This is a genomic window from Streptomyces sp. NBC_01717, from assembly GCF_036248255.1.
Lineage (GTDB): Bacteria > Actinomycetota > Actinomycetes > Streptomycetales > Streptomycetaceae > Streptomyces.
On sequence record NZ_CP109178.1, the window covers coordinates 7592526 to 7617741 of the forward strand.

The following is a 25216-nucleotide window of genomic DNA, read 5'->3' on the forward strand; positions in this document are numbered from 1 at the left end:
CGACCCAAGGAGTGACTCCCTCCAGCAATGGACGGATCGTCCGGTAGTACCTGCGCCGCCCCATCCCAGGAGGCGGCGGCATGACCACCCCCTTGCTGCTTCTCAGTGCGGCATTCCTTCTCATCCTCGCCAACGGATTCTTCGTGGCAGCCGAGTTCGGGCTTGTCACGGTGGAGCGGCCGGACGCCGAGCGCGCTGCCGCCGCGGGCGACCGGCGGGCCCGTACCGTCGTCGACGCCCTGCGCGAGCTCTCCTTCCAGCTCTCCGGCACCCAGCTCGGCATCACGATCACCTCACTGGTCGTCGGCATGCTTGCCGAACCGGCACTCGCCCAGCTGCTGGCCGGACCGCTCACCGCGACCGGACTCCCCGACGGGGCCGTACCCGGCGTCAGTGTGGTGATCGGGATGCTGGTCGCCTCCGCCGTCCAGATGGTGATCGGCGAGCTCGTACCGAAGAACTGGGCCGTCTCCCGGCCGCTCCAGGTCGCACGGTTCGTCGCCGGCCCCCAGCACCGCTTCGCCAGCGCGCTGCGGCCGGTGATCACCCTGCTGAACACCGTCGCCAACCGGCTGGTGCGGCTGCTCGGCGTCGAACCCACCGACGAGCTGGCATCCGCCCGCACCCCCGGTGAACTGGTCTCCCTGGCCCGGCACTCCGCCGAGGCCGGCACCCTCGAACAGGACACCGCGGATCTCTTCGTACGGACCCTGTCGCTCGCCGGGCTCACTGCACAGCACGTCATGACCCCGCGCGTGAGGGTCAGCGCCCTGCAGTCGACCGCGACCGCGGCGGACGTCCTCAACCTCACCCGTGCCACCGGCCTCTCCCGCTTCCCGGTCTACCGGGACCGGATCGACGAGGTCGTCGGCATGATCCACCTCAAGGACGCGCTCGCCGTACCCGCCCAGGAGCGGCGGCGCACCCCGGCAGGGCGGATCGCCGTACCGCCCCTCCTCGTCCCCGAGACGCTCCCCGTCGAACAGCTGCTCCAGCGCCTGCGCAAGGAGCAGCCGATCGCCGTCGTGGTGGACGAGTACGGCGGCACCGCCGGTGTCGTCACGCTCGAGGACATCATCGAGGAACTGGTCGGCGAGGTCAGGGACGAGCACGACGCGGAAGGCGCCGACCGGCCCGAACTGGCCGTGGCCGCCTCGGAGGACGGCCGTCCCGCCTGGGACGCCGAGGGCAGCTGCCGGGTTCTCACCCTGCGCCGGATAGGCCTTGACGTGCCGGAAGGACCGTACGAGACCGTGGCCGGACTGGTCGCCGATCTCCTCGGACGGATCCCCGCCCCCGGCGACCGGGCCGAACTGCCTGGCTGGCGGATCTCGGTCCGCCAGGTGGGTCACTACCGCGCCGAACAGGTTCGCTTCGTACACATCGCCGATGTGCCGGAAACCGTCGACGCGCCGTCGGCGGAACGCGGTGTCCTGGAGGTCGCACGATGAGCGTCGTCCAGTTGCTCTTCGCCGGGCTCCTCGTACTGGCGAACGGGTTCTTCGTGGGTGCTGAGTTCGCACTCGTCTCCGTACGCCGCAGCCAGATCGAACCCCTCGCGGCGGCCGGATCGGGCAGGGCCCGTCAGGTGCTGTACGGCCTGGAGAACCTGCCGCAGATGATGGCCGCCGCACAGTTCGGCATCACCGTCTGCTCACTGACCCTCGGCGCCGTCGCCGAACCGACCGTCGCCCATCTGCTGGAGCCGGTCTTCCACGTGGTGCACCTGCCGGAGGGCCTCGTTCACCCGCTCGGCTACGTGCTGGCGCTCGTCTTCGTGGTCTTCCTCCACCTCGTCATCGGCGAGATGGTTCCGAAGAACCTGGCCATGGCGGCCCCGGAGAAGACCTCCATGTGGCTCAGCCCCGGCCTGGTCGGCTTCGCCCGGCTCTGCCGCCCGGTCACCTCGGCACTGGGCGCCTGCGCCCGGCTGGTGCTCCGGCTGTTCCGCGTCGAACCCAAGGACGAGGTCGAGGCCGTCTTCACCAGTGAGCAGCTCAACCGGCTCGTCGAGGACTCCGGACAGGCCGGACTGCTCGAACCTGAGGCGCAGGAGCGGCTGGAGGACGCGCTGGAGCTGGGCAGCAGGCCGGTCACCGATGTACTGCTCGACCGGGCCTCCCTGGTGACCGTGGACCCCTCGGTGACCCCGCACCGGATCGAGGAACTGACCGTACGGACCGGCTACTCGCGCTTCCCGGTCTGTGCGGAGGGCGGCGGCCCGTTCATGGGCTACCTGCACGTCAAGGACGTCCTCGATCTGGAGGACGGCGAACGGGCCGTTCCGCAGCACGTCTGGCGCCCGATGGCGACGCTCCGGGCGGAGCTCCCCCTGGACGACGCGCTGACGGTGATGCGCCGCGCGGCCACCCACCTGGCCCAGGTGGCCGACGCGTCGGGCCGGGTGCTGGGGCTGGTCGCGATGGAGGACGTCCTGGAAATGCTGGTGGGCGAGGTACGCGACCCGGCGCACCGGGTCTCGGTACCCCGCCGGACGGTGGAGGTCGCACCAGCGGGCCCCGGCGTGGACGAACTCCAGCCACTGGCGGCACGAACCTGACAACGAGGCCCGGTCTCATCGCCGGACGGGAGCACATCCGAGCCCGTCCGGCGTTCGAGACGGCGACATCGAGCCCGTCCGGTGTTCGAGGACACATCCGCACGGGGGCGGCTGCGAGAACATGCCCGGCCGGCGTGCGCGGACACACCGGCCGCCGGGCGGGCCCGGTGTCTGCAACCCGCCCCACCGCGCCGTCACAGTCCCGGAGGCTCCTGCGGCCCCCGGTCCACCGGCCCCCGGCCGGACAGGACCTCGCCGTACGCCTGCATCAGATCCGGCAGCCGTAAGGTCGCCAGATCGTTGCGCGTAGGCACCGCCGCGTACCCGGACAGCCGCAGATCCCGGTACGCGCAGCTCTTCTCGTACAGCGTGCGCAGAAACCGCCCGTTGCCCAGCTCGTCGATCCAGCCCTGGTCGACGACATGGCCGCTGATCGAGCGCAGCTCCTCCAGGGACTCCTCGTCCCACACGTCGTCGTTGTCGGCGGCCAGCACCTCGCCGATCGAGGTGAGTTCCAGCGGCCGGTAGCTGGGGAAGTCCACCCGGGTGGTGAAGCGGGAGGAGAGCCCGGGGTTGGTGGCCAGCAGCCGGTCCATGCCCTCGGGATAGCCCGCGAGGATGACGACGAGGTGGTCCCGGTTGTCCTCGGCCCGCTTGAGGAGCACCTGCAGAGCCTCGTCCCCGTACGCGTCGCCCTTGCTGTAGCCGGAGTTGGAGAGGCTGTACGCCTCGTCGACGAACAGCACTCCGCCGAGCGCCGAGTCGATCAGCTCATTGGCCTTGACCGCGGTCTGGCCGAGGAACTCGCCGACCAGATCGGAACGCTGGGCCTCGACGAGGTGGTCCCCGCCCAGCAGCCCCAGCGCGTAGAAGACCCTGCCCAGGATCCGGGCCACCGTGGTCTTCCCGGTCCCGGACGGCCCCGAGAAGATGAAGTGACGCTTGGGAGGCTGGACCAGAAGCCCCTCGCCGGCCCGCAGCCGCGCCATGTTCAGCTGCGCGGACAACGCCTTGACCTGGCGCTTGACGGGTTCGAGGCCGACCATTCGCTCCAGTTCCGCCAGCGCCTCGGCGAGCAGCACCGGATCGCTGGGCCCCGCCGGGAACGGCTGCGGCGACGACTGACCGGGCACCGCCGTCTTCTCCCGTGCCCCCGCCCGGTCGGCGGGAGGCAGCCCGCCGACACCCGGCAGGTTCTGCGGTTCGCCACCGGTCCGCAGCTCCCGGCCGTCCACCAGATCGGTGCCGAGCAGCGAGTCACCGTCCTGCTGCGCCTCCGCGACCGTACCGTCCATGCCGAGCCCGGTCAGTGACACGGAGGCGAGACCTGACGCCTCGTCGGTGCCTTCGAGCCCGTCGTAGTCCGCGATGGCGGCGAGCCGCGCCGAGGTGTCCATGAACGCCGGGTCGATCCGGTGCACCGCCCGGTAGAGCGGCAGCGCGGCCGCGCTGCGGCCGGTGCCTTCGTGCGCGCGGGCCAGCCAGTAGCGCAACTCCTTGCGCTGCGGCTGTTCGCTGCGGCAGCGCATCAGTGCGGTGGAGAGCAGCGGCTCGGCCTGCCCGTACATCTCCAGCCGCACCCGCGCCATCCCGCCGAAGAGCCCTGCCTCGATGCCGAGCAGCGGATCGTCGACCAACTGCTCGGTGTTGCGTACGAGCTGTTCCCAGTCCTTCACCAGATAGGACCGGCAGGCGTGCAGGAACCGCACCTGCGGATCCGTGTCCACCGGCGGCAGTCCGGCCAACGCCCGGTCCAGCTCGGCGACATGACGCCCGTCCAGCCAGTGCGACGCGTGCGCGAGCAGCAGGTCGCGTGGGCTCTCCAGCACCGGTTGCACCCACCAGCCCAGCCAGTACCAGGAGTTGAGCGTGCGCCGATGGTGGGTGCGCTGTTCGCCGAACCGGTCGCGATGCCGGTACATCCGCAGCAGCGCGGTCGTTGTGTCGATGCGCAGGGCATGGAGTCCGAGCCAGGCGTCCGCCATGCCGGGATCCAGGCGCACCGCTGTTCTGAACTCCTCCTCGGCCTGCGGGTAGGCGCCCATCGTGTAGGCGTCCACGCCGCGCAGCCAGGCGAGGTCGGCCGGGGCCTGTGCGCCCTGCGTGCCGATGTCCATCACGTCCCCCACAAGCCGTGCCCCCAGGATGTCCCGCCGCACGACCGCCCGTCGAGGCGCGCTGAACCACTGTGCCACGGACGGGAATTGACCGCACCGAAAGGCATCGTACCTGCGCAGGGAGTGCACGACTAAGAGCGCCGCAGGCAGAACGGGGACCGTGACCGAGGGTAAGCGGAAGGTTGTGCACAGCGGCGCGAAAAGGGGTGCGAGGACAGAACGAAGCCCCCGATCACGGGGGAACAACCGGGGGCTTCGTGTCCGTGGGGGCTTCGAAAAGCCGCACATTGAGAACGTAAGACCTGTACCGCCCCCGGGTCAAGCACAGTTGGGGCAGTTCCGGGTCGATTCCCGACTGCTCAGTATGCCGCTGCAGGAGGATCACGGTGGGTGACGGAATGATTCGCTCCTGCTGTCGCGCGAGGCCCCTCCAGCCACTCGTACCCCACAGGCAACTGGCGTACCAGAGCATCCGCGTACGGACGCGAGGGATCGGCGGCGAAATGTTCTTCCTCGGCCGCGGTCCACCCGTCCCAGAACGTCGAAAGCGCGGACCCGTCCCGACGCCGGCCCCGCTCCCACGACGCCGCGGGGCCGAGCTCCATCCACCACAGTCGTGCGAGATGCGGGCGCAGCGCACGGCGACCCGCACCCACCCCCTCGATCAGCACCACCGGCGCGGGTTCCAGGGTGCGTGCGGGGCCGAAGTGCCGAGCGGTCCAGTCGTACGGCGCATAGCGCGCGTTCTCGCCGCGCGACAGCGGCCCGATCACCTGGTCGCGCAGCCGGTCCACCCAGGCGAACAGCTCCTCGTGCGTGGCCAGATCGTCCAGCCGCAGGACGGGCGCCTCGCCGAGCGCGGTCGAGAGGCGGGACGCGAGGGTGCTCTTGCCCGATCCCGCGTGGCCGTCGATGCCGATGAGTCGGACCGGCCCGCAGGACGGCGCCAGGGTGCGCAGCCGGGAAGCGTGGCGCGAGAGGTCGTTCATGTGGCCCAGCCTACGAGCCGGTCCGGAGCAACCGCAGGTCACGCCAGTGGACCAGACCAATATTGGTTCGTCGGCACACTGCGATTCGCTGGCCCAATCCGGCTGCGAACCGCAATAGTTGGCGCACTGTCGTGCACCCGCAGCCCCACTCCGCTTACGACCGGGGGTTTCGCCCATGAACCGACCGACCTCACGCAGAACTGTGCTGACCGCCGCGCTCGCGGCGGCGGCCGCCGCCGGTACGGCGTCGTCCGCCGGCTCCGCAGCCGCCGCGATCCCGGCTGCCGCCCCGCCCCACGCGGCCGCGGCGGCCGCCTCCCTCGTGGACAACCACTCCTGGAGTACGTACACCGACTGGCGCAGCGGCTGCGGCGACGGGACGCGCGCCGTCGCGGGACGCAGGCCCGGTCTGGTGATCGGCGCCCCCCGGGGGCGTACCGACTACACCGACCCGCACACCGGGAACACCGCCACCTGGGAGTACGCGACCTGGACCTCGCCCCGGCACCGGTCCGCGGTCCCGGCGACCGAGGTCATCGCGTCCTGGAACGCGGACGCGCCGGCAGGCACCTGGATCCAGATCGAGCTGAGCGGCCGCTACTCGGACGGCACCGACACCCCCTGGTACGTGATGGGCCGCTGGGCGGCGGGTGACGGCGACATCCGCCGCACCTCCGTCGACGACCAGACCGACGGCAGAAGCTCCATCTGGACCGACACCTTCTCGGTGGACGACGCGGCGAGCGGGCTGCGGCTGGTCTCGTACAAGCTGCGACTCACCCTGTACCGCACCCCGGGCAGCAACCTCACCCCGACCGTGTGGCGGCTCGGCGCGATGGCCTCGGACATCCCCGACCGCTTCACCGTGGAGCCCAGTGCCCCCGGCCTCGCCCGGGAGCTGCCGGTGCCGCGCTACTCGCAGAGCGTGCACTCGGGCCAGTACCCGGAGTACGACAACGGCGGTGAGGCGTGGTGCAGCCCCACCTCCTCGCAGATGATCATCGAGTACTGGGGGCGCAGGCCCACCGCCGAGGACCTGGCCTGGGTGGAGCCAGGCCTCGCCGACCCACAGGTCTGCCATGCGGCCCGCTTCACGTACGACTACCAGTACGAGGGCTGCGGCAACTGGCCGTTCAACGCCGCCTATGCCGCCACGTACGACGACATGAGCGCGGTCGTCACGCGGCTGCGTTCGCTGACCGACCTGGAGACGCTGATCCGGGCCGGTATCCCGGCCATAACGTCGCAGTCCTTCCTCAAGGAGGAGCTGACCGGGGCCGGGTACGGGACCTCCGGCCATCTCATGACCGTGATCGGGTTCACGGCTGACGGCGATGTGATCGCCAACGATCCGGCCTCGCCGAGCGACGAGGCCGTCCGCCGGATCTACAAGCGGCACGAGTGGGAGACGATCTGGCTCCGCACCAAGCGCTACAACGCGAGCGGCAAAGTGGTGTCCGGCACAGGAGGCGTCTGCTACCTCTACTTCCCGGCGCACCCGACGCCCGCCCAGCAGCGGGCTCTGGCGGCCGTCGGCATCCGCTGACGCGGCCCGGCGCTCCCGGGGCAGTGACCGATGTCATCTACCCCGGGGGCCCGACCGGCTGGCACTCTGGAAGGGTCACGGGGGGACTTCACTGCCGGACGACCGAGCGAGATGCCATGAGCGCGACCACCGCAACCACCGTCACTGCCCGCCGCCGCGCGCGGACCGGAGGCCCCGAGGACCGGTCCAAGCTGCTGGAGAACGTCCTGGGCTGGACGCTCGTCGTCCTCGTCGCCATGTTCGTCACCCAGGCCGGCCTCATGTGAGAAGCCGGCCGTCGGCGGAACAGGGCGGGAAGTCTCTCGGGCTCCCCGCCCCTCGGGATCGCGCGGCCTAGTTGATCGCCTTGATCAGCTCGCCGTTGGCGGTGTCACCGCTCAACTCCCAGAAGAACGTGCCACCCAGGCCCTGCTGGTTCTTGTAGTCCATCTTCGTGGCGATGGTGGCCGGGGTGTCGTAGCTCCACCAGTTGGTCCCGCAGTGCGCGTACGCCGTGCCGGCCACTGTGCCGGTCGCGGGGCAGCTGCCCTTGAGGACCTTGTAGTCCTCGATGCCCGCCTCGTACGTACCCGTGGCCGCGCCGGTCGCCGTACCGCCCGGCGCGTCCTGCGTCACGCCCGTCCAGCCGCGGCCGTAGAAGCCGATCCCGAGCAGCAGCTTCGAGGCGGGGACGCCGAGTGCCTTGAGCTTGGTGACGGCGGCGTCGCTGGTGTAGCCCTCCTTCGGAATCCCGGTGTACGAGGTCAGCGGGGAGTGCGGGGCCGTCGGGCCCTGCGCGTCCCAGGCGCCGAAGAAGTCGTACGTCATCGGGTTGTACCAGTCGACGTACTGCGCGGCGCCGCCGTAGTCGACGGCGTCGAGCTTGCCGCCGTCCGAGCCGTCGGCGGTGATGGCCGAGGTGACCAGGTTGCCCGTGCCGAACTTGGCGCGCAGCGCCGCCAGCACGTTGCCGTAGGCGTCACGGCCGCTGGTGTCGCAGGTCAGACCACAGGCGTTGGGGTACTCCCAGTCGATGTCGATGCCGTCGAAGACATCGGCCCAGCGAGGGTCCTCCACCAGGTCGTAGCAGGACTGGGCGAACGCGGCCGGGTTCTTGGCCGCCTCACCGAAGCCGCCGGACCAGGTCCAGCCGCCGAACGACCAGATGACCTTCAGATTCGGGTGCAGCTTCTTCAGCTTGCGCAGCTGGTTGAAACTGCCGCGCAGCGGCTGGTCCCAGGTGTCGGCGACGCCGTCGACCGACTGGTCGGCGGTGTACGCCTTCTCGTAGTCGGCGTAGCTGTCGCCGACCGCGCACTTGCCGCCGGTGACATTGCCGAAGGCGTAGTTGATGTGCGTCAGCTTGTCGGCCGAGCCCGAGGTCTCGATGTTCTTGACGTGGTAATTGCGCTGGTAGACGCCCCAGTCGGTGAAGTATCCGACCACCTTGCTGCCGGCCGCTGCGGTGGTGGCTTCGGTGGCCGAGGCGCGCTCGGTGGCGGTGGCCGCGCCGGCAGATGCCGGGCCTGCGGCACCGAGGAGGGTGGCGCCGAGGGCGGCGGTACAGACGGCGGCGGCGAGCGCCCGGAACCGGGCGCGGGGACGGTGAAGTCCGATCATCGTGGCTCCTCGTGGGGGAGGGGGCTTGCGAGTGGGGGGACGTACGGCCGACCCCGCGCAGAATTGGCATGAACGCGATAAGGCCGACTGGGTTGGAACCGTAGATGGACTAGACCAGTTGGGTCAATGGTTCGGACCATTCCGATGGCGATCCGGGCCCGCACGGACCACCCGGCCGCCCGCTCCGGCACCCGGTGACGGATACCGTCCGATCGGGCATACTCGACCCGCCACAGCCGCTGGCCAGCAACTCTCGTAATCCGGGAGGGCAGCATCGGCTGAGTAGTAGTGCTTGTCCGGGCCCCGGCCCGGAATATCCCGGCGGCGCCGCTCACACCCCGCGCGCGCGACCGCCGCAACGCCCGACAGGGAGGAGAGCGCCGTCATGTCCGACCGTGCCCCGCAGTTGGTGGAGCGTCGTCTGCCCACCGAGGAGTCCAGGCAGCTTGTCGCGCTGGTCCGCGACATCGTCCAGCGGGAGATCGCGCCACGGGCGGCGGAGGAGGAGGACGCCGGCCGGTTCCCGCGCGAAGTCTTCACCCTGCTCTCCGAGTCCGGACTCCTCGGCCTGCCGTACGACTCCGCCTACGGCGGCGGCGACCAGCCGTACGAGGTCTACCTCCAGGTTCTCGAAGAACTCGCGGCCGCCCGGCTCACCGTCGGCCTCGGCGTCAGTGTCCACTCGCTCGCCTGCCACGCCCTCGCCGGATACGGCACCAAGGAGCAGCGGGCGGAACATCTGCCGGCGATGCTGGGAGGCGGCCTGCTGGGCGCCTACTGTCTCTCGGAGCCCGCCTCGGGCTCCGATGCCGCCTCGCTCCGCACGAAGGCCGAACGGGACGGCGACGACTGGGTCATCACCGGCACCAAGGCGTGGATCACACACGGCGGGATCGCCGACTTCTACACGGTCCTGGCGCGTAGCGGCGTCGAGGGTGCCCGCGGCATCACCGCCTTCCTGGTCCCCGGCGACGCCGAGGGGCTGAACGCGGCCCTCCCCGAGAAGAAGATGGGCATGAAGGGCTCGCCCACCGCCCAACTGCACTTCGACGGCGTACGGGTGCCCGACGCGCGCCGGATCGGTGAGGAGGGGCAGGGCTTCGCCATCGCCCTGTCGGCACTCGACTCCGGGCGTCTCGGTATCGCCGCCTGTGCCATCGGTGTCGCGCAGGCGGCCTTGAACGAGGCCGTCGGATACGCCACCGGGCGGCAGCAGTTCGGCCGTCCCATCGCGGACTTCCAGGGACTGCGGTTCATGCTCGCCGACATGGCCACCCAGATCGAGGCGGGCCGCGCGCTCTACCTGGAGGCGGCCAGGCTGCGTGACGCCGGTAGGCCGTTCTCCCGACAGGCCGCCATGGCCAAGCTGTTCTGCACCGACGCGGCCATGCGGGTCACCGTCGACGCCGTCCAGGTCCTGGGCGGCTACGGCTACACCCTCGACTTCCCCGTCGAGCGGCTGATGCGCGAGGCGAAGGTGCTGCAGATCGTCGAGGGCACCAACCAGATTCAGCGCATGGTCATCGCGCGCCACCTCGCAGGTCCCGAGACGCGCTGAGTCGCAGCGGCCGGTCCGACCACACCGGCGTGGTCATGATCCGGTTCCACTCCTGGTCGTGGCGGCCCGGCAGGGTCCGTCCGGTGGACTCCCAATGGCTCAGCATGGCCCGGTAGATGGGCGGATCGGTCGAATGCGGCGCCGGGCGCGGCGGAGAAGGTGCGGGCGCGGACTTCGGCGCCGGCTGGGAGCCGGGCCGCGGAACCGATTCTTCGGAGGCCGGAGCGGCGAGACGGCGGCGACCAGGGCCGGCCGTTGAATGCAGCAGCGTCATGTCAGGCCAACGGCGTGGGGCGGGGCCGGGTCACTGCCGGGTGGATTCGAGCGCCCGTTCGCCAGGTTCCCCTGTCTTGCGGGCGTGGCTCGATGCTGCCCGCACCACGCCGGTCCGGCCGTCGTGGTGCAGTGCAGGTGTCTTCAGGTGCTGCCGGAGGTCTCCGGCGGCAAGGACGACCGCAATGGAGCGGCGTCGGACCGTGTCAGGCGGCGTTGCGGCGCATCTGCGGGACCCGCATCGGGCGCGAACCGGCGCCACCGGCGTGCGAGAAGGGCTGCATCCGCCAGTCGAGCCCCTGAGGGAGCGTCAACAGCAGTGCCGTCTCCTGCTCGTGGAGCTCGAGCGACTCGTCGGCGGGACGCGTCTGCGCGACGCCGCGGCCGGTTCCGGCGCACACCGTGAGCACGAACGGGTTCCACGGGGTCGGGCACAGCGCGTGTTCCGGCAGCACAACCTCGTCGGCCAGCAGTGCGATCGGCTGCGCACAGTCCGGGCAGATCACCCGGTACATCTCAAAAGTGTCGTACGCGTCGGGAGCGGAGTCCTCGACGGGTTCGACAGGCTCCGGTTCGGTACGTCCGGTGAGCTTCAGGCTCTGCATGGAGAATCTCCCCCTCGGGTGGGCCGACAAGGCGCCACGGCCTCGACCACAGCAAGCACTTCCCGTCGCGCATCGGCCGTAACCGCTGGCTCGCCGGCTACCCATCCGTAAACCTGTGGCATTCGTCACATGCCCGGTGCAGGTGCCCTGTTCGGAGCCCCTGCGACTGTGCCTGGAGGGACCCGGGGCCATAGGTTGACCGCATGGAGGAGCTGGACCGTCAGATTGTGGAGTTGCTCGTCAAGGACGGGCGGATGAGCTACACCGACCTGGGCAAGGCCACCGGCCTGTCCACCTCGGCCGTTCATCAGCGTGTCCGAAGGCTGGAGCAGCGCGGGGTGATCCGGGGCTATGCCGCGGTCGTCGACCCCGAGGCCGTCGGGCTGCCCCTCACCGCGTTCATCTCGGTGAAACCCTTCGACCCGAGCGCGCCGGACGACATCGCCGAGCGGCTCGCCGGCGTGCCCGAACTGGAGGCGTGCCACAGCGTCGCGGGCGACGAGAACTACATCCTCAAGGTGCGGGTCGCGACCCCGCTGGAGCTGGAACACCTGCTCACCCGGATCCGCTCGCTCGCCGGCGTCTCCACCCGCACCACCGTGGTCCTCTCCACCCCGTACGAGGCACGACCCCCGCAGATCTGAGACACGCCCGCCGCGGACCCGAGGGGGGTGCGGACCGCGCCGCTCCGTGCAGGCGCGAGACTGGTGTCATGACCGAGAGCACCGCCCCCCAGAGCGAACACCGCACCGTGCTGCTGCGCGGTGGAGACGTCCACAGCCCCGCCGACCCCTTCGCCACCGCCATGGTCGTCGAACGCGGCCATGTCGCCTGGGTGGGCTCCGAAGGGGCCGCCGACGCCTTCGCGAGCGGCGTCGATGAAGTGATCGACCTCGAAGGGGCGCTGGTCACTCCGGCGTTCACCGACGCGCACGTCCACACCACATCGACCGGCCTGGCCCTCACCGGTCTGGACCTCTCGGGAGCCCGCACCCTCGCCGAGGCCCTCGATCTCGTTCGTACGCACACCGCCGCGCACCCCGCCGACCGGGTCGTCCTCGGCCACGGCTGGGACGCCACGCGCTGGCCGGAGCAGCGACCCCCGTCGCGCGGCGAACTCGACGCGGCGGCCGGCGGCCGGCCCGTCTATCTGCCGCGGATCGATGTGCACTCCGCGGTCGTCACCACAGCCCTCCTCGATCTGGTGCCCGGCGTCACCGCGCTGGCCGGCTACCACCCCGACGCCCCGCTCACCGACGCCGCCCACCACGCGGTGCGCTCCGCCGCGCACGGCGCCGTCTCGCCGCGGCAGCGCGCCGACGCCCAGCGCGCCGCCCTGGACCACGCCGCCTCGCTCGGCATCGGCACCGTCCATGAGTGCGGCGGACCCGACATCTCCGACGAGGAGGACTTCACCGGGCTGCTGAAGCTCGCCGCCGGGCGGCCGGGCCCGCGGGTCTTCGGCTACTGGGCCGAGCAGGTGGGCGACGAGAAGGACGCCCGCCGGATCCGCGAACTCGGCGCGATCGGCGCCGCCGGGGATCTGTTCGTCGACGGCTCCCTCGGCTCGCACACCGCGTGCCTGCACGAGCCGTACGCCGACGGTCCGGCCGGACACACCGGTACCGCCCACCTGGACGCGGCGCAGATCGCCGCCCATGTCACCGCCTGCACCGAGGCCGGTCTGCAGGCCGGTTTCCACGCCATCGGCGACGCCGCGGTCTCCGCCGTCGTGGCCGGAGTCCGGGCCGCCTCCGAAACGCTCGGACCGGCTCGCATCCGGGCCGCCCGGCACCGTGTCGAGCACGCCGAGATGCTCACCCCCGAGACCATCGCCGCCTTCGCGGAGCTGGGTCTGACCGCCTCCGTCCAGCCCGCCTTCGACGCGGCCTGGGGCGGCGAGGACGGCATGTACGCGCAGCGGCTCGGTGCCGAGCGGGCCCGCACCCTGAACCCCTATGCGGGTCTCCTGCGGGCCGGTGTGCCCCTCGCCTTCGGCTCGGACAGCCCGGTGACCCCGCTGGACCCGTGGGGGACCGTACGGGCCGCCGCGTTCCACCGTTCGCCCGAGCACCGGATCTCCGTACGGGCGGGATTCACCGCGCACACCAGGGGCGGCTGGCGGGCCGTCGGCCGCGACGACGCGGGCACGCTGGTGCCCGGTGCACCTGCCGACTACGCCGTCTGGCGCACCGAGGAACTCGTGGTCCAGGCTCCGGACGACCGGGTCGCCCGCTGGTCGACGGACCCGCGGTCCGGGACGCCCGGACTGCCGGATCTCACCCCTGGCGGTGAACTTCCGGTCTGCCTGCGTACCGTGATCTTCGGACAAACTGTCTACGTAAGGCCGAACGGGTGACGTCCGGACATTTCGTACCGCCGATCGAAGGCGGCATCGCTTCCCCGCGACCTGGGAATCTCCGGTACTGACCAGGCGACTTCGGCAAACGTTGCAGGTCAGACGGGTATTGACAGAATGCGCCCACGGGCCGGTAGGTTCGGCCGAGTCCACCACAGGACGTCCGACCGGTTGAACCTCCACGCAGTCGTCGAACGCCGCTGGGTCATGGGGTGGTGTGCCGCACCGGTGCACCACCACTGACAGCCAGGTTCAGCGCCCGCGCCTCGGGGGCGAGGGAAGGTTCGAACCGGACGGCAGGTGCGACCCGGGTGGGGCCCGGACGTTCAGTAGACAACGGCTTTCGGTCGACCCGCAGCCAGCGGGACCCAGGTCGGCCCGAAGGACGCCGGGCCCCGATCCGCAGTTCTGTCCGTACTTCCCTCCTTCTGTCCGGCCCGGCTCCCGATACCTTCCGACCGCGTCTGTCCTCGGTCCCGGATGCGGTCGATATGGTGTGCACCTGCGTACGGACGTGAGGGGCAGTTAGTGAACGACGGCGGTCAGAGGCGATACGGCCCGCTCGGCAGAGCGTTGGTGATCATCCCGACCTACAACGAGGCCGAGAACATCAAGCCGATCGTCATCCGGGTGCGCGCCGCAGTGCCGGACGCTGACATCCTGGTCGCCGACGACAACAGCCCCGACGGCACCGGCAAGATCGCCGACGAGCTCGCCGCCGCCGACAGCCAGGTCCAGGTACTGCACCGGCAGGGCAAGGAAGGGCTCGGTGCCGCATACCTGGCGGGCTTCCGCTGGGGTATCGAGCACGGCTACGGCGTCCTTGTCGAGATGGACGCCGACGGCTCCCACCAGCCCGAGGAGCTGCCCCGGCTGCTCACCGCCCTCAAGGGCGCCGACCTGGTGCTCGGGTCCCGCTGGGTGCCGGGCGGGCGCGTGGTCAACTGGCCCAAGTCCCGCGAAATGATCTCCCGGGGCGGCAGCACGTACTCCCGGCTGCTGCTCGGACTGCAGACCCGGGACGTCACAGGCGGCTACCGGGCCTTCCGGGCGGAGACCCTGCAGGGCATCGGCCTCGACGAGGTCGCCTCCCAGGGCTACTGCTTCCAGGTCGACCTGGCCCGCCGCGCCGTCGACGCGGGATACCACGTGGTCGAGGTCCCGATCACCTTCGTGGACCGCGAGATCGGCGACTCCAAGATGAGCCGCGACATCCTCGTCGAGGCGCTGTGGCGGGTCACGGCGTGGGGCGTCACCTCCCGCGCGAACCGGGTCCTGGGCCGCAAGCCCTTCTGATCGCCCTCACATCCCGCTTATCCCGCTCGGACGTGCGTCCAGGCACACTGGGGACCATGACGACCGGCACACCGCCCCCGACCGCCCCGTGGCGCTCGCGCGCCCGCACTTTCATACCTCTCGCCGTCGCCGCCTGGGCGGTGCTGGAGATCTGGCTGCTGACCGTGGTGGCCGACGTCGCGGGCGGGTTCACCGTGCTGCTGCTCCTGATCGGGGGCGTCGTGCTCGGGGCCGTCGTGATGAAGTCGGCCGGCCGCCGGGCCTTCCGCAACCTCACCGAGACGCTCCAGCGGATGCCGGGGCAGCCGGGAGCCACCGCCGCGCCGCCCGCCGCCCCGTCGGGCAGCAAGGGCAACGGATTCCTGATGCTCGGCGGCCTGCTGATCATGATCCCGGGGTTGATCTCGGACGTGGCGGGACTTCTGCTGCTGGTGCCGCCGGTGCGGGCGATGCTCGGCAGGCGCGCGGAGAAGTCCCTGGAGCGGCGGATGCGCACCGCGACACCGGGGAGCCTCTCCGACGCGTTCCAGCAGGCCCGGATCCACCGCCCGGACGGAAAGGTCGTCCAGGGCGAGATCATCCGCGAGACCGACTCCCACCCGGACGAGAAGCCCCGCCCGCCGCTGACCCCCTGACCGAGCCGCCCCGCAGGCCGTCCGGCGCCTGAGGGCGGAGAGGCGGCGGCCTCCGCTCCGCACGACAGACAGAGCCGCGGGCCGTGGCACACACTCGGTGTGCCACGGCCCGCGGCTCTGTCTAGGTGCGGTGTTGCGCGGTCAGGCAGACTTCCTGCTGTCCCGCGGATGCACGGCAATGTTCATGGCTCCGGAGCGCAGAACCGCCAGCCTCTCGGCCAGCACCTCCTCCAGCTCCTCGCGTGTGCGCCGCTCCATGAGCATGTCCCAGTGCGTACGCGCAGGCTTGCCCTTCTTCTCCTCGGGGCCATCCCCGTCCACCAGGAGTGCCATGGCGCCGCACGCCTTGCACTCCCACTCCGGCGGAATTTCCGCCTCTACCGAGAACGGCATCTCAAATCGATGTCCGTTCTGGCATGCGTACTCCACCGCCTGGCGCGGGGCCAGATCGATGCCGCGGTCCGTCTCGTAGCTGGTAACCACGAGTCGCGTGCCGCGGAGAGCTCGCTCACTCATGAATCGTGCCTCCCGGGCTTGTCGCCCACAGGACAGGTGTCGCTGTCGTCGTCATCCGGTCAACGTCCGGTCGGCGGTAAAGATTCCCGTTGCCGGTCATGCGTCGCCCGTCGTGCCGCTGCTTTTTCAGGGTTGGGGTACCCACCAATGCCCGGTTTGTCACATCTGGCAGAAGTTGTCACCCAACGGTTTGGCTTCTTCCGCTCGCAGTAACGGTCCTCCGGGCAGGCCAAAGGCGTACACTACCGGCCTTTCACTTCAACGTCTAAATCCGTTCCGGAACAGGATTCCCTGCCGCCGCAACGGCCTGCCGTACGGGCACCCTCGCGAGCAGCACGGAACCGATCACGAAGAAGATCACCAATGAGATGATTGCATCCCGATAGCTGCCGGTCAGCTGATACGCGAGACCGAACACCAGTGGCCCCAGCCAGCTCAGTCCGCGGTCGCTCATCTCGTACGCGGAGAAGTACTCGGCCTCCTTGCCGCGCGGCACCAGATGGGAGAACAGCGAGCGCGACAGCGCCTGGCTCCCGCCGAGCACCAGACCGATCGCCGAGGCCAGTACGTAGAAGAAGACCGGGGCGTCCGAAGGCAGGAAGTAGCCGGCGACGAGGATCAGGGTCCAGACGACGAGCGAGGCCAGGATCGTGCGCTTCGCTCCGTACGCCCGTGCCAGTCGGCCCATCCCCAGCGCCCCCGCCACCGCGAGCACCTGCACCAGCAGCACGGCGGTGATCAGCGTCGTCTGGTCGAGGCCGAGTTCCTCGGAGCCGTACACCGAAGCCTGCGAGATCACCGTTTGGATGCCGTCGTTGTAGACCAGATAGGCCAGGAGGAAGGAGAGCGTGAGCGGGTGCCGGCGCATGTCGCGCAGAGTGGCGCGCAGTTGCCGCCAGCCGGAGCCGACCGCACCCTCGCCGCCGGGCGCCACCCGCCGGTCGCGCAGCCGTCGCAGCGGTACGAGGGTGAACGCGCCCCACCAGACACCCGCCGAGGCGAGACAGATCCGCACCGCGTCGGACTCGGACAGGCCGAACGAGTCGTGGCCCGTGTAGAGGACCAGGTTGAGGACGAGGACGAACGCCCCCGACGTATAGCCGAAGGCCCAGCCGCGCGAGGAGACCGCGTCGCGTTCGTCGGGCCCGGCGATCTGCGGCAGATATGCGTTGTAGAGCACCATCGACACCGAGATCGAAGCGTTCGCCACGATCAGCAGGAACGCACCCAGCAGATAGCGGTGGCCGTCCAGGAAGAACATCCCGGTCGTCGCCGCCGCTCCCACATAAGCGGCGGTCGCGAGCAGCGGCTTCTTGCGTCCCGTACGGTCGGCTGCGGCGCCCACGATCGGCATCACCACCACGGCGACGACGACGGACACCGAGACCGCGTAGGCAAAGAGCGAACCGGCGCGTACCGGGATGCCGAGCGGGTGCACGAAACCGTCGGCGTCCGCGGCGGCCTTGGCTATCGATGTCAGATAGGGGCCGAGGAACACCGTGAGGACGCTGGTCGAGTAGACCGAACACGCGAAGTCGTAGAAGTACCAGCCGCGTTGTTCGCGTCTGCGGCCCTCGGCATCGGCACCCTCGGTGGCGCGTTCCGGCGTCGGCTCAGCGGTGTCTGCGGTCTCGGCGCTCAACCCGCACCCCCTCGTATATCCCCGTGGGGACGCCGCCGGGCCGGCGTCAGGCCCAGGCCCCCCGCTCGCTCAGCACCGTACGCAGCGTCTCGATGTGATCGGTCATGATGCCATCCACACCGAGATCGAGGAGCGCTGCCATCCGCTCCGGTTCGTTCACCGTCCAGACATGGACCTGGAGTCCGCGCGCATGGGCCTCCCGGACGAAGCGCCGGTCGACCACCCTGACTCCGCTCTGGCTCTCCGGAACCTGCGCGCACACCGCTCCGGCGCGCAGCGCGGCCGGTATGCCGTACGAGCGCAGCCGCAGGCCGAGGACGCCGCGGACACCGTACGAGGTGGCGAGCCGGGGGCCCGCGAGGCGGTGCGCCCTGGCCACCCGGGTCTCCGAGAACGAGCCGACGCACACCCGGTCCCAGGCATCCGTCCGGCGGATCAGGTCGATCAGCGGGACCAGGGCCGGCTCGGCCTTGATGTCCACGTTCCAGCGGGCGTCAGGGAATTCCTCCAGCAATTCCTCGAACAACGGCAGCGGTTCGAGGCCCGCCACCCGGGCCTGCCGCACCTCGCTCCACGGCAGGTCGGCTATCCGGCCCCGGGCGTCCGTCACCCGGTCCAGGGTGGTGTCGTGGAAGGCGACCAGGCGGCCGTCCGAAGTCGTGTGCACATCGGTCTCGAAGTACCGGTAGCCGGCCTCGGCGGCCCGGCGGAATGCGGCCGTCGTGTTCTCGATCCCGTCCGCCGCTCCGCCGCGATGGGCGAACGGGATCGTCACGGGGTGGTCCAGATACGGGTGGCGTAGGGAGGTCACTGCGGAAGTATCGCCTCCTCCGGTGACGGTGCGGTGACGGCGGTGGTGCCGGACTCCGGCGCGGGGGCGACGGTCCGGCCGGCGGGAGCCGCCCCGGGGACGGCGAACACGCGCAGGAAGAGCTGGGCGAGGGGGCCGATGCCGAGTGCGTAGAGGACCGTGCCCACTCCCAGGGAGCCGCCGAGCACGAAGCCGGTCGCCACCACCGCCACCTCGATCGCCGTGCGGACCGTCCGGATGGAGCGGCCGGTGCTCCGGTGCAGTCCGGTCATCAGTCCGTCGCGTGGACCGGGGCCGAACCGCGCCGCGATGTACAGCCCCGTCGCGACACCGTTGAGCACGATCCCCGCGAGCATCACCGCGATCCGTCCGGCGAGGCCGTGCACCTGGGGGACGAGGGCGAGCGTGCCGTCCATGGCGAGGCCGATGGCGAAGACGTTGGAGACCGTCCCGAGACCGGGGCGCTGCCTCATCGGGATCCACAGCAGCAGGACCGCCGCGCCGACGATGATCGCGACGACTCCGATGGAGAGCCCGGTGCGCTCGGCGAGGCCCTGGTGCAGCACCCCCCAGGGTTCGAGGCCGAGCCCGGCGCGGACGAGAAGGGCCGAACTCACTCCGTACAGGGCCAGGCCGACGTACAGCTGAACCAGCCGCCGCGTGAGATGCGCCCCGCGTGGGACGGCGGTGTTGGACAAGATGTGCTCCCTGGTGTGGTGGCAGTGGACCGACGCATGACACTCTGGGGCGGGGTATTGGCTACCAACTATGGCCAATCCGAGGAAGGTGGACTGATTTTCATGGCGCAGTGGACTTCGGCCGTCGGTGCCGCGCAGCTGGCCCGGCAGCTCCAGGCCCAGCAGCAGAAGCCCATGGGCCCCGGCGCCCGCAGGCCGCCCGCCTACCGCGCGCTCGCCGACGGCATCCGGCTGCTCGTCCTCGAGGGACGGGTGCCGGTCGCCGCCCGGCTCCCCGCCGAGCGTGAACTGGCGCTCGGCCTGTCCGTCAGCCGTACCACCGTCGCCGCCGCCTACGAGGCGCTGCGGGCCGAGGGGTTCCTGGAGTCCCGCCGCGGCGCCGGGAGCTGGACCGCGGTACCGGCGGGCAATCCACTGCCCGCCCGCGGTCTCGAGCCGCTGCCCCCGGAGTCGCTCGGTTCGATGATCGACCTGGGCTGTGCCTCGCTGCCCGCGCCCGAACCCTGGCTGACCCGCGCCGTCCAGGGCGCCCTGGAAGAACTGCCGCCGTATGCGCACACCCACGGCGACTACCCGGCGGGGCTGCCCGCGCTGCGGCAGATGATCGCCGACCGCTACACCGAGCGCGGCATCGCGACCATGCCCGAACAGATCATGGTCACCACCGGTGCGATGGGCGCGATCGACGCCATCTGCCATCTTTTCGCGGGGCGCGGTGAGCGGATCGCGGTGGAGTCCCCGTCGTACGCCAACATCCTGCAGCTGATGCGGGAGGCCGGCGCCCGGCTGGTGCCGGTGGCGATGGAGGAGGGGATCGGCGGCTGGGACATGAACCGCTGGCGGCACGTGCTGCGGGACGCGGCCCCCCGGCTTGCCTACGTCGTGGCGGACTTCCACAACCCCACCGGTGCGCTCGCGGACGAGAACCAGCGCCGGGCACTGGTGGACGCGGCCCGCTCCGCCGGGACCGTTCTGGTCGTCGACGAGACCATGAACGAGCTCCACCTGGACGACGACGTCGAGATGCCGCGCCGGGTCTGCGCCTTCGATCCGGCGGGCAGCACCGTGCTCACCGTCGGCTCGGCCAGCAAGGCCTTCTGGGCCGGCATGCGGATCGGCTGGGTGCGGGCCGCTCCGGACGTGATCCGCAGTCTGGTGTCCGCCCGGGCCTACGCCGACATGGGCACTCCCGTGCTGGAGCAGCTCGCGATCAACTGGCTGATGCGCACCGGGGGCTGGGAGGAAGCGGTGGAGATCCGCCGCGGCCAGGCAAGGGAGAACCGGGACGCGCTGGTCGCGGCGGTGCGCCGGGAACTGCCGGAGTGGGAGTTCGAGGTGCCGCGCGGCGGGCTGACGCTCTGGGTGCGCACGGGCGGACTCTCGGGGTCGCGGCTGGCCGTGGCGGGCGAGCGCGTGGGGGTGCGGGTGCCGTCGGGCCCGCGGTTCGGTGTCGACGGCGCCTTCGAGGGGTACGTACGGCTGCCGTTCACGGTCGGCGGGCCGGTGGCGGACGAGGCGGCGGTGCGGCTCGCAGCGGCGGCGCAGCTGGTCGGGTCGGGGGCGAGCGCGGGGGCGGAGGCGCCGAGGACATTCGTCGCCTGATCGCTCACGCGGCCGGATCGCCGACGGCCCCATCGCTGTAGATGGGTGGGGCGGACGGCCGGCCGATCGCACGATCCGCCAGCCGTCCACTCCCCCCGCCCTTACTCGCTGAGCGTCAGCTGCTCCGCTGTCAGGACGTGCTCCGCCGTCAGGGCGGTCTCCGCGGGCAACGGGTCCGGACTTGTCGGTTCCGGCACCGTCGCCTCGACCGCCGTCTGTCGCGCGGGCAGCAGATCGAGCACCGCCTGCCGGTGTGCCTCGCTCGTCGCGTCGTCGTACGGGTCCGGTGTGGCCGGCACCTGGAGCCGCAGCACCGGTCCGGTGCCGAGCCGCGCGTATCCCCGGCCGGGCGGGACGTCCGGTGGCGGGGTGGTGTGCGGCTCCAGGCCGAGCACGGACTCGACCTGGTCGCGTGCGCAGGGGCCGAGGACGACCCGGGCCCGGGTGTGGGTCCGTACGGTCTCGCTGAGCGTGTCCAGGCTTTCGAACTGGTCGGTCGTCACCACGGTGACATTGGCCGCCCTGCCGTGCCGCAACGGCACCTGAAGCAGTTCCTGCGGGTCGGGCCGGCCGTCCACGGCCGCGAGATGGCCGAGGACGCTGGGCCGGTCCAGCAGGATCCAGAGTGGGCGCTTGGTGTCCTCGGGCGGGGGATGTCCCGCCTGCCGGGCCCGGTTGGCGGCGATCAGCCGCCGCTCCGTCTCATGGGCCGCCCACTCCAGGGTGGCCAGCGCACCGGCCAGTCCGCACTCGACGGCGAGCACCCCGGTGCGTCCGGTCAAGCAGCCGTACTCGCCGGTTCCGCTGCCTTCGATGATGAGGATGTCGCCGTGCTGGAGCGCCTGCAGGGCGATGGAGCGCATCAGCGTCGAGGTGCCGCTGCCCGGCTGTCCGACGATCAGCAGATGCGGCTCCGTGGAGCGGGCGCCGGTCCGCCAGACGACCGGGGGTGCGTCCCTGGTCTCCTCGCCGTCGGTGACCGGCACCTTTCGCTGCACCGCGTCGTCGTCGGTGAAGCCCAGCACCGTCTCCCCGGGTGTGGTGACGAAGCGCTGGGCGGCGATGGAGGTGGGCAGGGCGTCCAGGACGCTCATCACGAGCTGGTTGGCCTCCTCGTCCCAGGCGAAGTGGTACTCGCGGCCGCGGCCCGACTTGGTGTGCAGCAGCTGTTCGATCCGGATGCGGGAGGCGGCCTCGCCGTCGGTGAAGTACGCGGGGTACGCGACCTTGAGCCGGGTGACGCGTCCGTCGCCGTCGAACTCGTAACCGCTGAACGCCTTTCCCCAGTCGCCGCCGTGAGCGAACAGCGGACTCGGGTCGTCGGCCACCGAGAAGTACGGCACGAGCGCCTCGTACAGGGCCTGCAGCCGCCCGGTCTCGGACTTGTCGGGACCGGTCTTCACCGGCGTACGCTCGCGCCCCTTCCATGCGGCGGCGCCCATCACCGCGGCCAGGGCGAGCAGGGGCCCGTACGGGATGAGCGCCACCACGAGTACGCAGGCCGCGACGAGGAACAGCGTGGGATTACGCCGCTCCTTGGGTGTCGCGGCCCACTTCCGCCGTCCTGCGCCGGCCAGCAGCCGCAGACCACGAATGATCCTGATCAGCGGATGGAGGACGTCGGTGGCGTTGTCGGCGGCCGTGCGCGCGAGCTCGCGACCGCGAGTGATCGAAGCGCTGCCGCTGTTCAGAACGCGGGGGAGTGGTCGCCGGGCCACGTCGGTCTCCTGAAGGGTGGGAGCGGGTCGCGGGGGGTCAGAACTTGATCCCGCCCAGCAGGCCGGCCAGGCTCGCTCCGCCCGCGGTGATGCTCGGTGCGATGGCGGTGCCGGCCAGATAGAAGCCGAACAGGGCTGTGACGAGGGCGTGTGAGGCCTTCAGGCCGTCCTTCCTGAAGAACAGGAAGACGATGACGCCGAGAATGACTACGCCTGACATGGAAAGGATCATGAGTGGTTCTCCTGTTTGGGGGGACAGTCACCATGAGTCCTTCCAGTGTCACAAAAAGTATCTATAGGATAAAAGCTGCAATGGAGTGAAAGGTCGTTATTTTCACTGGAACGGCCGACGGACGAGCGCGGCTCGGGCGCAACATCCGGCACGGCGCACCGCCCTGCCTCACTCGGCGTGATCTTTGCCACGGCCGGGTCCGGCCGTGTGCGCCGCGGCGCAGTAGCCTGTCGATTCACTCGTACGGCCCCCGTGCCGTACGACCCACCCGGTCAGCAGCAGCGAGTCAGTGGAAGGCGGTCCGTCCGATGAGCGAAGTCCCAGATCCCGAGGTCGTGGAGCTGGCGACCAAGGTCTTCGACCTGGCGCGCCGCGGCGAGACCGAGAATCTCGCCGCGTATGTGGACGCGGGTGTGCCCGCGAACCTGACCAACGACCGGGGCGATTCGTTGCTGATGCTCGCCGCCTATCACGGGCACGCCGAGGCGGTCACCGCCCTTGTCGGCCGTGGCGCCGACCCGGACCGGGCCAACGACCGCGGGCAGACGCCGCTCGCCGGAGCCGTCTTCAAGGGGGAGGACGCGGTGATCGAGGCACTGCTCGCGGCAGGAGCCGACCCGGCGGCCGGGACACCGTCCGCGCTGGACACCGCGCGCATGTTCGGCAAGGCCGACCTGCTGGAACTCTTCGGCTCCCGCTGAGCGGGTACGCGGTAAATGTGGTCGCGGTGACGAAATGGCTGGGTCATCATGACGTCGCGGGCCCGATTCGGGCCACCGACGAGAGGCAGAGGAAGATGGTCTACACCAAGCAGAAGACGGCGGTCGGCCGATCATGTTGCTGCGCGGCGTAGTGCCCACCCGGCACTTGGAACTGCACAGTCCCGGTTGCGTCGACAGCTTGATGTGAGGCTTTTCCCATGTTCGATCCGTTCATAGCGCCGAGCGGCACCCTGCTCGGCCTGTTGCAGAGGGGCCGCGGCGACGGCACGCTCCACGCGCTCGCCGCACCACGCGCCGAGGCCCTCGCGGCCCTCAACCACTGCGTCCTGAGCGATCCGCGTCACGACTGGCAGGTCGAGAACCGCTCCCTCTACTACGCACGTCTGTATCTCGACCTCGACGGCGGCATCGAGGAGATCGAGCAGCACCTGAGCGACCCGGACGACCACATCGACACCGACGACTCGCGGACCGGCCTGGCCCTCGCGGTCCTCGGCCACCTCGCCTCGTACGGTCGCTCAGACGCCCTGGCCCTGCTGCGGCGGTACGCGGCGACCGGCGCCAACTGGGCGTGGGCCCTCGACGAGCTGGCCCTGCGCGACGACGACGCCGGACTCCGCACGCTCGCGGTACCCGTCCTGGCCCGGTTCCCGGACACCGAGGAGGGCACTGCCGAGCTCGCGGCCGCCGTACGGGACGCCTTCGAGCCCCGGCCCTGGCGGCTGTGGGCGGACGATCCGCGCGAAGCGGTCGGAGCCAGGGTCAGGTCCGCCTCGGAACAGGGTTCGTTCGACCGCTGGCAGCGACAGATGCGCCCCGGCGGCCCACGACCCGGCTGGAGCGTCCAGGCCGTCTTCGACTGGGCCCAGCAGGGACTGGACCGCGGCACCCCTCTTCACGTACCGGCCGCCCGCTGCCTCACCGCCGTCGCCGGACCCGACGACCGGCCGTTGATCGTCGAGGCTGCCCGCAGCGGCCCGGAAGGCGCCCGCTGCGCGGCTCTGCACTACCTGTCCGAAGCCAGGGACCCGGCCGTGCTCGACCTGATCGAAGTCGCGGCGGTCAGTCCCTCGCCCACGGTCGCCGAGGCGGCCGTCGCCGCCTTCGAGCGGATGTGCGGCGACGCGGCAGTGGCCCGGGCCCGGATCTGGGCCCGCCGGCCCGACGCGCTCGGCGCCTCCGCCGCCGGTGTGCTCGCCTGCCGGGGCGACGACCAGGACGCATCTCTCGTCCTCGCCGCTCTGCGCGACGCCGTACGGGGCGAAGGGCCGGACGCACAACGCCTGTGGACCCTTGTCGACGGCACAGGCCGGCTGGGCATCGCCTGCGCCGCGCCCGTCCTGCGCCACGTCTACCGGGAGACGTCCTCCTCGCATCTGCGCGGCCGGGCGGCGCGCGCACTCGCGGCCACCGACCCCTCATTCGCGACCGGCTTCGCCGTCGAATGCCTGTGGGACTGTGAGGAGACCACCCGGGAGGTCGCCGCACTCCACGCGGAGACCGGCGACATCAGGGTCGCCGAACGGTTGCGCCGACTGGCCGCCGACCCGGCCGAGGAGGCCGAGGTACAGACCGCGGTACGCAGCAGGATCGGACCCGACACCCCGGCTGTCTGACTCGAGGCACGCACAGAAGGGCGCAGCGCTTCGGGGGAGCGCGGCGCACCTTGCCCCCGGACGTCGAACGCTCACTGGACGTTCCCCGGGTGGAAAGATCCAAGTCGGCCCCGTCACGTCCG

General features: G+C 70.9%; 22 protein-coding genes. 12 read left to right on the top strand and 10 right to left on the bottom strand.

Annotated elements, in window-relative coordinates; all coding sequences use genetic code 11:
• The first annotated feature begins 80 nt into the window (after nt 1-80).
• Nucleotides 81-1451 (top strand): hemolysin family protein, encoded by a 1371-nt coding sequence (locus OHB49_RS34400; RefSeq protein ID WP_329164814.1) that lies wholly within the window; start codon nt 81-83, stop codon nt 1449-1451.
• Nucleotides 1448-2560: a hemolysin family protein gene (locus OHB49_RS34405; RefSeq protein WP_030968855.1), complete on the top strand. Its 1113-nt coding sequence runs from the start codon at nt 1448-1450 to the stop codon at nt 2558-2560. Before OHB49_RS34400 ends, OHB49_RS34405 begins: the two co-directional genes overlap by 4 nt.
• A gap of 194 nt (nt 2561-2754) precedes the next feature.
• Here OHB49_RS34405 and OHB49_RS34410 read toward each other — a convergent pair whose 3' ends face one another.
• Entirely contained in the window at nt 2755-4677 is a 1923-nt protein-coding gene (locus OHB49_RS34410; RefSeq protein ID WP_329166720.1) for an AAA family ATPase, read from the bottom strand.
• 359 nt (nt 4678-5036) lie between these two features.
• Entirely contained in the window at nt 5037-5666 is a 630-nt protein-coding gene (locus tag OHB49_RS34415; RefSeq protein ID WP_329164816.1) for a uridine kinase family protein, read from the bottom strand.
• A 175-nt stretch (nt 5667-5841) separates the two neighbouring features.
• Here OHB49_RS34415 and OHB49_RS34420 point away from each other — a divergent pair, with 175 nt between their 5' ends.
• Together OHB49_RS34420 and OHB49_RS34425 are read left to right on the top strand one after the other, a co-directional pair.
• Nucleotides 5842-7212, top strand: a complete 1371-nt coding sequence (locus OHB49_RS34420) for a peptidase C39 family protein (protein ID WP_030968861.1) — start codon at nt 5842-5844, stop codon at nt 7210-7212.
• A 116-nt stretch (nt 7213-7328) separates the two neighbouring features.
• Nucleotides 7329-7478: an SCO1431 family membrane protein gene (locus OHB49_RS34425; RefSeq protein ID WP_107055265.1), complete on the top strand. Its 150-nt coding sequence runs from the start codon at nt 7329-7331 to the stop codon at nt 7476-7478.
• Between the two features lie 67 nt (nt 7479-7545).
• Here OHB49_RS34425 and OHB49_RS34430 read toward each other — a convergent pair whose 3' ends face one another.
• Entirely contained in the window at nt 7546-8811 is a 1266-nt protein-coding gene (locus OHB49_RS34430; protein WP_329164818.1) for a glycoside hydrolase family 18 protein, read from the bottom strand.
• 385 nt (nt 8812-9196) lie between these two features.
• Here OHB49_RS34430 and OHB49_RS34435 point away from each other — a divergent pair, with 385 nt between their 5' ends.
• Nucleotides 9197-10369 (top strand): acyl-CoA dehydrogenase family protein, encoded by a 1173-nt coding sequence (locus tag OHB49_RS34435; protein WP_329164820.1) that lies wholly within the window; start codon nt 9197-9199, stop codon nt 10367-10369.
• A 479-nt stretch (nt 10370-10848) separates the two neighbouring features.
• Here the strand turns inward: OHB49_RS34435 and OHB49_RS34440 are convergent, their stop codons facing one another.
• The gene (locus tag OHB49_RS34440) at nt 10849-11247 is read right to left on the bottom strand and encodes a hypothetical protein (RefSeq protein ID WP_030968868.1); all 399 of its coding nucleotides are present in this window, start codon (nt 11245-11247) and stop codon (nt 10849-10851) included.
• 203 nt (nt 11248-11450) lie between these two features.
• Between OHB49_RS34440 and OHB49_RS34445 the strand changes: the two genes are divergently transcribed.
• The 4 genes from OHB49_RS34445 to fxsA all read left to right on the top strand — a co-directional run bounded on the left by OHB49_RS34445 (nt 11451) and on the right by fxsA (nt 15537).
• Entirely contained in the window at nt 11451-11891 is a 441-nt protein-coding gene (locus OHB49_RS34445; protein ID WP_024493538.1) for an Lrp/AsnC family transcriptional regulator, read from the top strand.
• A gap of 68 nt (nt 11892-11959) precedes the next feature.
• The gene (locus tag OHB49_RS34450) at nt 11960-13606 is read left to right on the top strand and encodes an amidohydrolase (RefSeq protein ID WP_329164823.1); all 1647 of its coding nucleotides are present in this window, start codon (nt 11960-11962) and stop codon (nt 13604-13606) included.
• Nucleotides 13607-14134: 528 nt separating this feature from the next.
• Entirely contained in the window at nt 14135-14902 is a 768-nt protein-coding gene (locus OHB49_RS34455) for a polyprenol monophosphomannose synthase (RefSeq protein ID WP_329164824.1), read from the top strand.
• Between the two features lie 56 nt (nt 14903-14958).
• Nucleotides 14959-15537: an FxsA family membrane protein gene (gene fxsA, locus OHB49_RS34460; RefSeq protein ID WP_329164826.1), complete on the top strand. Its 579-nt coding sequence runs from the start codon at nt 14959-14961 to the stop codon at nt 15535-15537.
• 141 nt (nt 15538-15678) lie between these two features.
• Here fxsA and OHB49_RS34465 read toward each other — a convergent pair whose 3' ends face one another.
• The 4 genes from OHB49_RS34465 to yczE all read right to left on the bottom strand — a co-directional run bounded on the left by OHB49_RS34465 (nt 15679) and on the right by yczE (nt 19204).
• Nucleotides 15679-16053: an RNA polymerase-binding protein RbpA gene (locus tag OHB49_RS34465; protein WP_007262928.1), complete on the bottom strand. Its 375-nt coding sequence runs from the start codon at nt 16051-16053 to the stop codon at nt 15679-15681.
• Between the two features lie 265 nt (nt 16054-16318).
• Nucleotides 16319-17695, bottom strand: a complete 1377-nt coding sequence (locus OHB49_RS34470; protein WP_030968877.1) for an MFS transporter — start codon at nt 17693-17695, stop codon at nt 16319-16321.
• A 46-nt stretch (nt 17696-17741) separates the two neighbouring features.
• Nucleotides 17742-18506: a glycerophosphodiester phosphodiesterase family protein gene (locus OHB49_RS34475; protein WP_329164827.1), complete on the bottom strand. Its 765-nt coding sequence runs from the start codon at nt 18504-18506 to the stop codon at nt 17742-17744.
• Nucleotides 18503-19204 (bottom strand): membrane protein YczE, encoded by a 702-nt coding sequence (gene yczE / locus OHB49_RS34480; protein WP_329164828.1) that lies wholly within the window; start codon nt 19202-19204, stop codon nt 18503-18505. Before yczE ends, OHB49_RS34475 begins: the two co-directional genes overlap by 4 nt.
• A gap of 102 nt (nt 19205-19306) precedes the next feature.
• Here yczE and OHB49_RS34485 point away from each other — a divergent pair, with 102 nt between their 5' ends.
• Nucleotides 19307-20806, top strand: a complete 1500-nt coding sequence (locus tag OHB49_RS34485) for an SCO1417 family MocR-like transcription factor (protein WP_030968883.1) — start codon at nt 19307-19309, stop codon at nt 20804-20806.
• Between the two features lie 101 nt (nt 20807-20907).
• Here the strand turns inward: OHB49_RS34485 and OHB49_RS34490 are convergent, their stop codons facing one another.
• Both OHB49_RS34490 and OHB49_RS34495 read right to left on the bottom strand, forming a co-directional pair.
• Complete coding sequence (locus OHB49_RS34490; protein ID WP_329164829.1) at nt 20908-22524, bottom strand: ATP-binding protein; 1617 nt, start codon at nt 22522-22524, stop codon at nt 20908-20910.
• 37 nt (nt 22525-22561) lie between these two features.
• Nucleotides 22562-22756: a hypothetical protein gene (locus tag OHB49_RS34495; RefSeq protein ID WP_030968886.1), complete on the bottom strand. Its 195-nt coding sequence runs from the start codon at nt 22754-22756 to the stop codon at nt 22562-22564.
• 308 nt (nt 22757-23064) lie between these two features.
• On the opposite strand from OHB49_RS34495, the gene OHB49_RS34500 reads away from it, so the two are divergent.
• Nucleotides 23065-23457, top strand: a complete 393-nt coding sequence (locus tag OHB49_RS34500; protein ID WP_030968888.1) for an ankyrin repeat domain-containing protein — start codon at nt 23065-23067, stop codon at nt 23455-23457.
• A gap of 218 nt (nt 23458-23675) precedes the next feature.
• A complete protein-coding gene (locus OHB49_RS34505; protein ID WP_329164830.1) occupies nt 23676-25094 on the top strand; it encodes a HEAT repeat domain-containing protein in 1419 nt (472 codons plus the stop codon).
• Nucleotides 25095-25216: the final 122 nt, after the last annotated feature.

Bases quoted from the DNA above. Each gene is read 5' to 3' on its own strand.
- OHB49_RS34435 (WP_329164820.1), top strand. From the start codon at position 9,197: ATGTCCGACCGTGCCCCGCAGTTGGTGGAGCGTCGTCTGCCCACCGAG.
- OHB49_RS34430 (WP_329164818.1), bottom strand. From the start codon at position 8,811: ATGATCGGACTTCACCGTCCCCGCGCCCGGTTCCGGGCGCTCGCCGCC.
- OHB49_RS34485 (WP_030968883.1), top strand. From the start codon at position 19,307: ATGGCGCAGTGGACTTCGGCCGTCGGTGCCGCGCAGCTGGCCCGGCAG.
- OHB49_RS34505 (WP_329164830.1), top strand. From the start codon at position 23,676: ATGTTCGATCCGTTCATAGCGCCGAGCGGCACCCTGCTCGGCCTGTTG.
- OHB49_RS34465 (WP_007262928.1), bottom strand. From the start codon at position 16,053: ATGAGTGAGCGAGCTCTCCGCGGCACGCGACTCGTGGTTACCAGCTAC.
- OHB49_RS34450 (WP_329164823.1), top strand. From the start codon at position 11,960: ATGACCGAGAGCACCGCCCCCCAGAGCGAACACCGCACCGTGCTGCTG.
- OHB49_RS34400 (WP_329164814.1), top strand. From the start codon at position 81: ATGACCACCCCCTTGCTGCTTCTCAGTGCGGCATTCCTTCTCATCCTC.
- fxsA (WP_329164826.1), top strand. From the start codon at position 14,959: ATGACGACCGGCACACCGCCCCCGACCGCCCCGTGGCGCTCGCGCGCC.
- OHB49_RS34495 (WP_030968886.1), bottom strand. From the start codon at position 22,756: ATGATCCTTTCCATGTCAGGCGTAGTCATTCTCGGCGTCATCGTCTTC.
- OHB49_RS34415 (WP_329164816.1), bottom strand. From the start codon at position 5,666: ATGAACGACCTCTCGCGCCACGCTTCCCGGCTGCGCACCCTGGCGCCG.
- OHB49_RS34500 (WP_030968888.1), top strand. From the start codon at position 23,065: ATGAGCGAAGTCCCAGATCCCGAGGTCGTGGAGCTGGCGACCAAGGTC.
- OHB49_RS34445 (WP_024493538.1), top strand. From the start codon at position 11,451: ATGGAGGAGCTGGACCGTCAGATTGTGGAGTTGCTCGTCAAGGACGGG.
- OHB49_RS34405 (WP_030968855.1), top strand. From the start codon at position 1,448: ATGAGCGTCGTCCAGTTGCTCTTCGCCGGGCTCCTCGTACTGGCGAAC.
- OHB49_RS34420 (WP_030968861.1), top strand. From the start codon at position 5,842: ATGAACCGACCGACCTCACGCAGAACTGTGCTGACCGCCGCGCTCGCG.
- OHB49_RS34410 (WP_329166720.1), bottom strand. From the start codon at position 4,677: ATGGACATCGGCACGCAGGGCGCACAGGCCCCGGCCGACCTCGCCTGG.
- OHB49_RS34425 (WP_107055265.1), top strand. From the start codon at position 7,329: ATGAGCGCGACCACCGCAACCACCGTCACTGCCCGCCGCCGCGCGCGG.
- OHB49_RS34440 (WP_030968868.1), bottom strand. From the start codon at position 11,247: ATGCAGAGCCTGAAGCTCACCGGACGTACCGAACCGGAGCCTGTCGAA.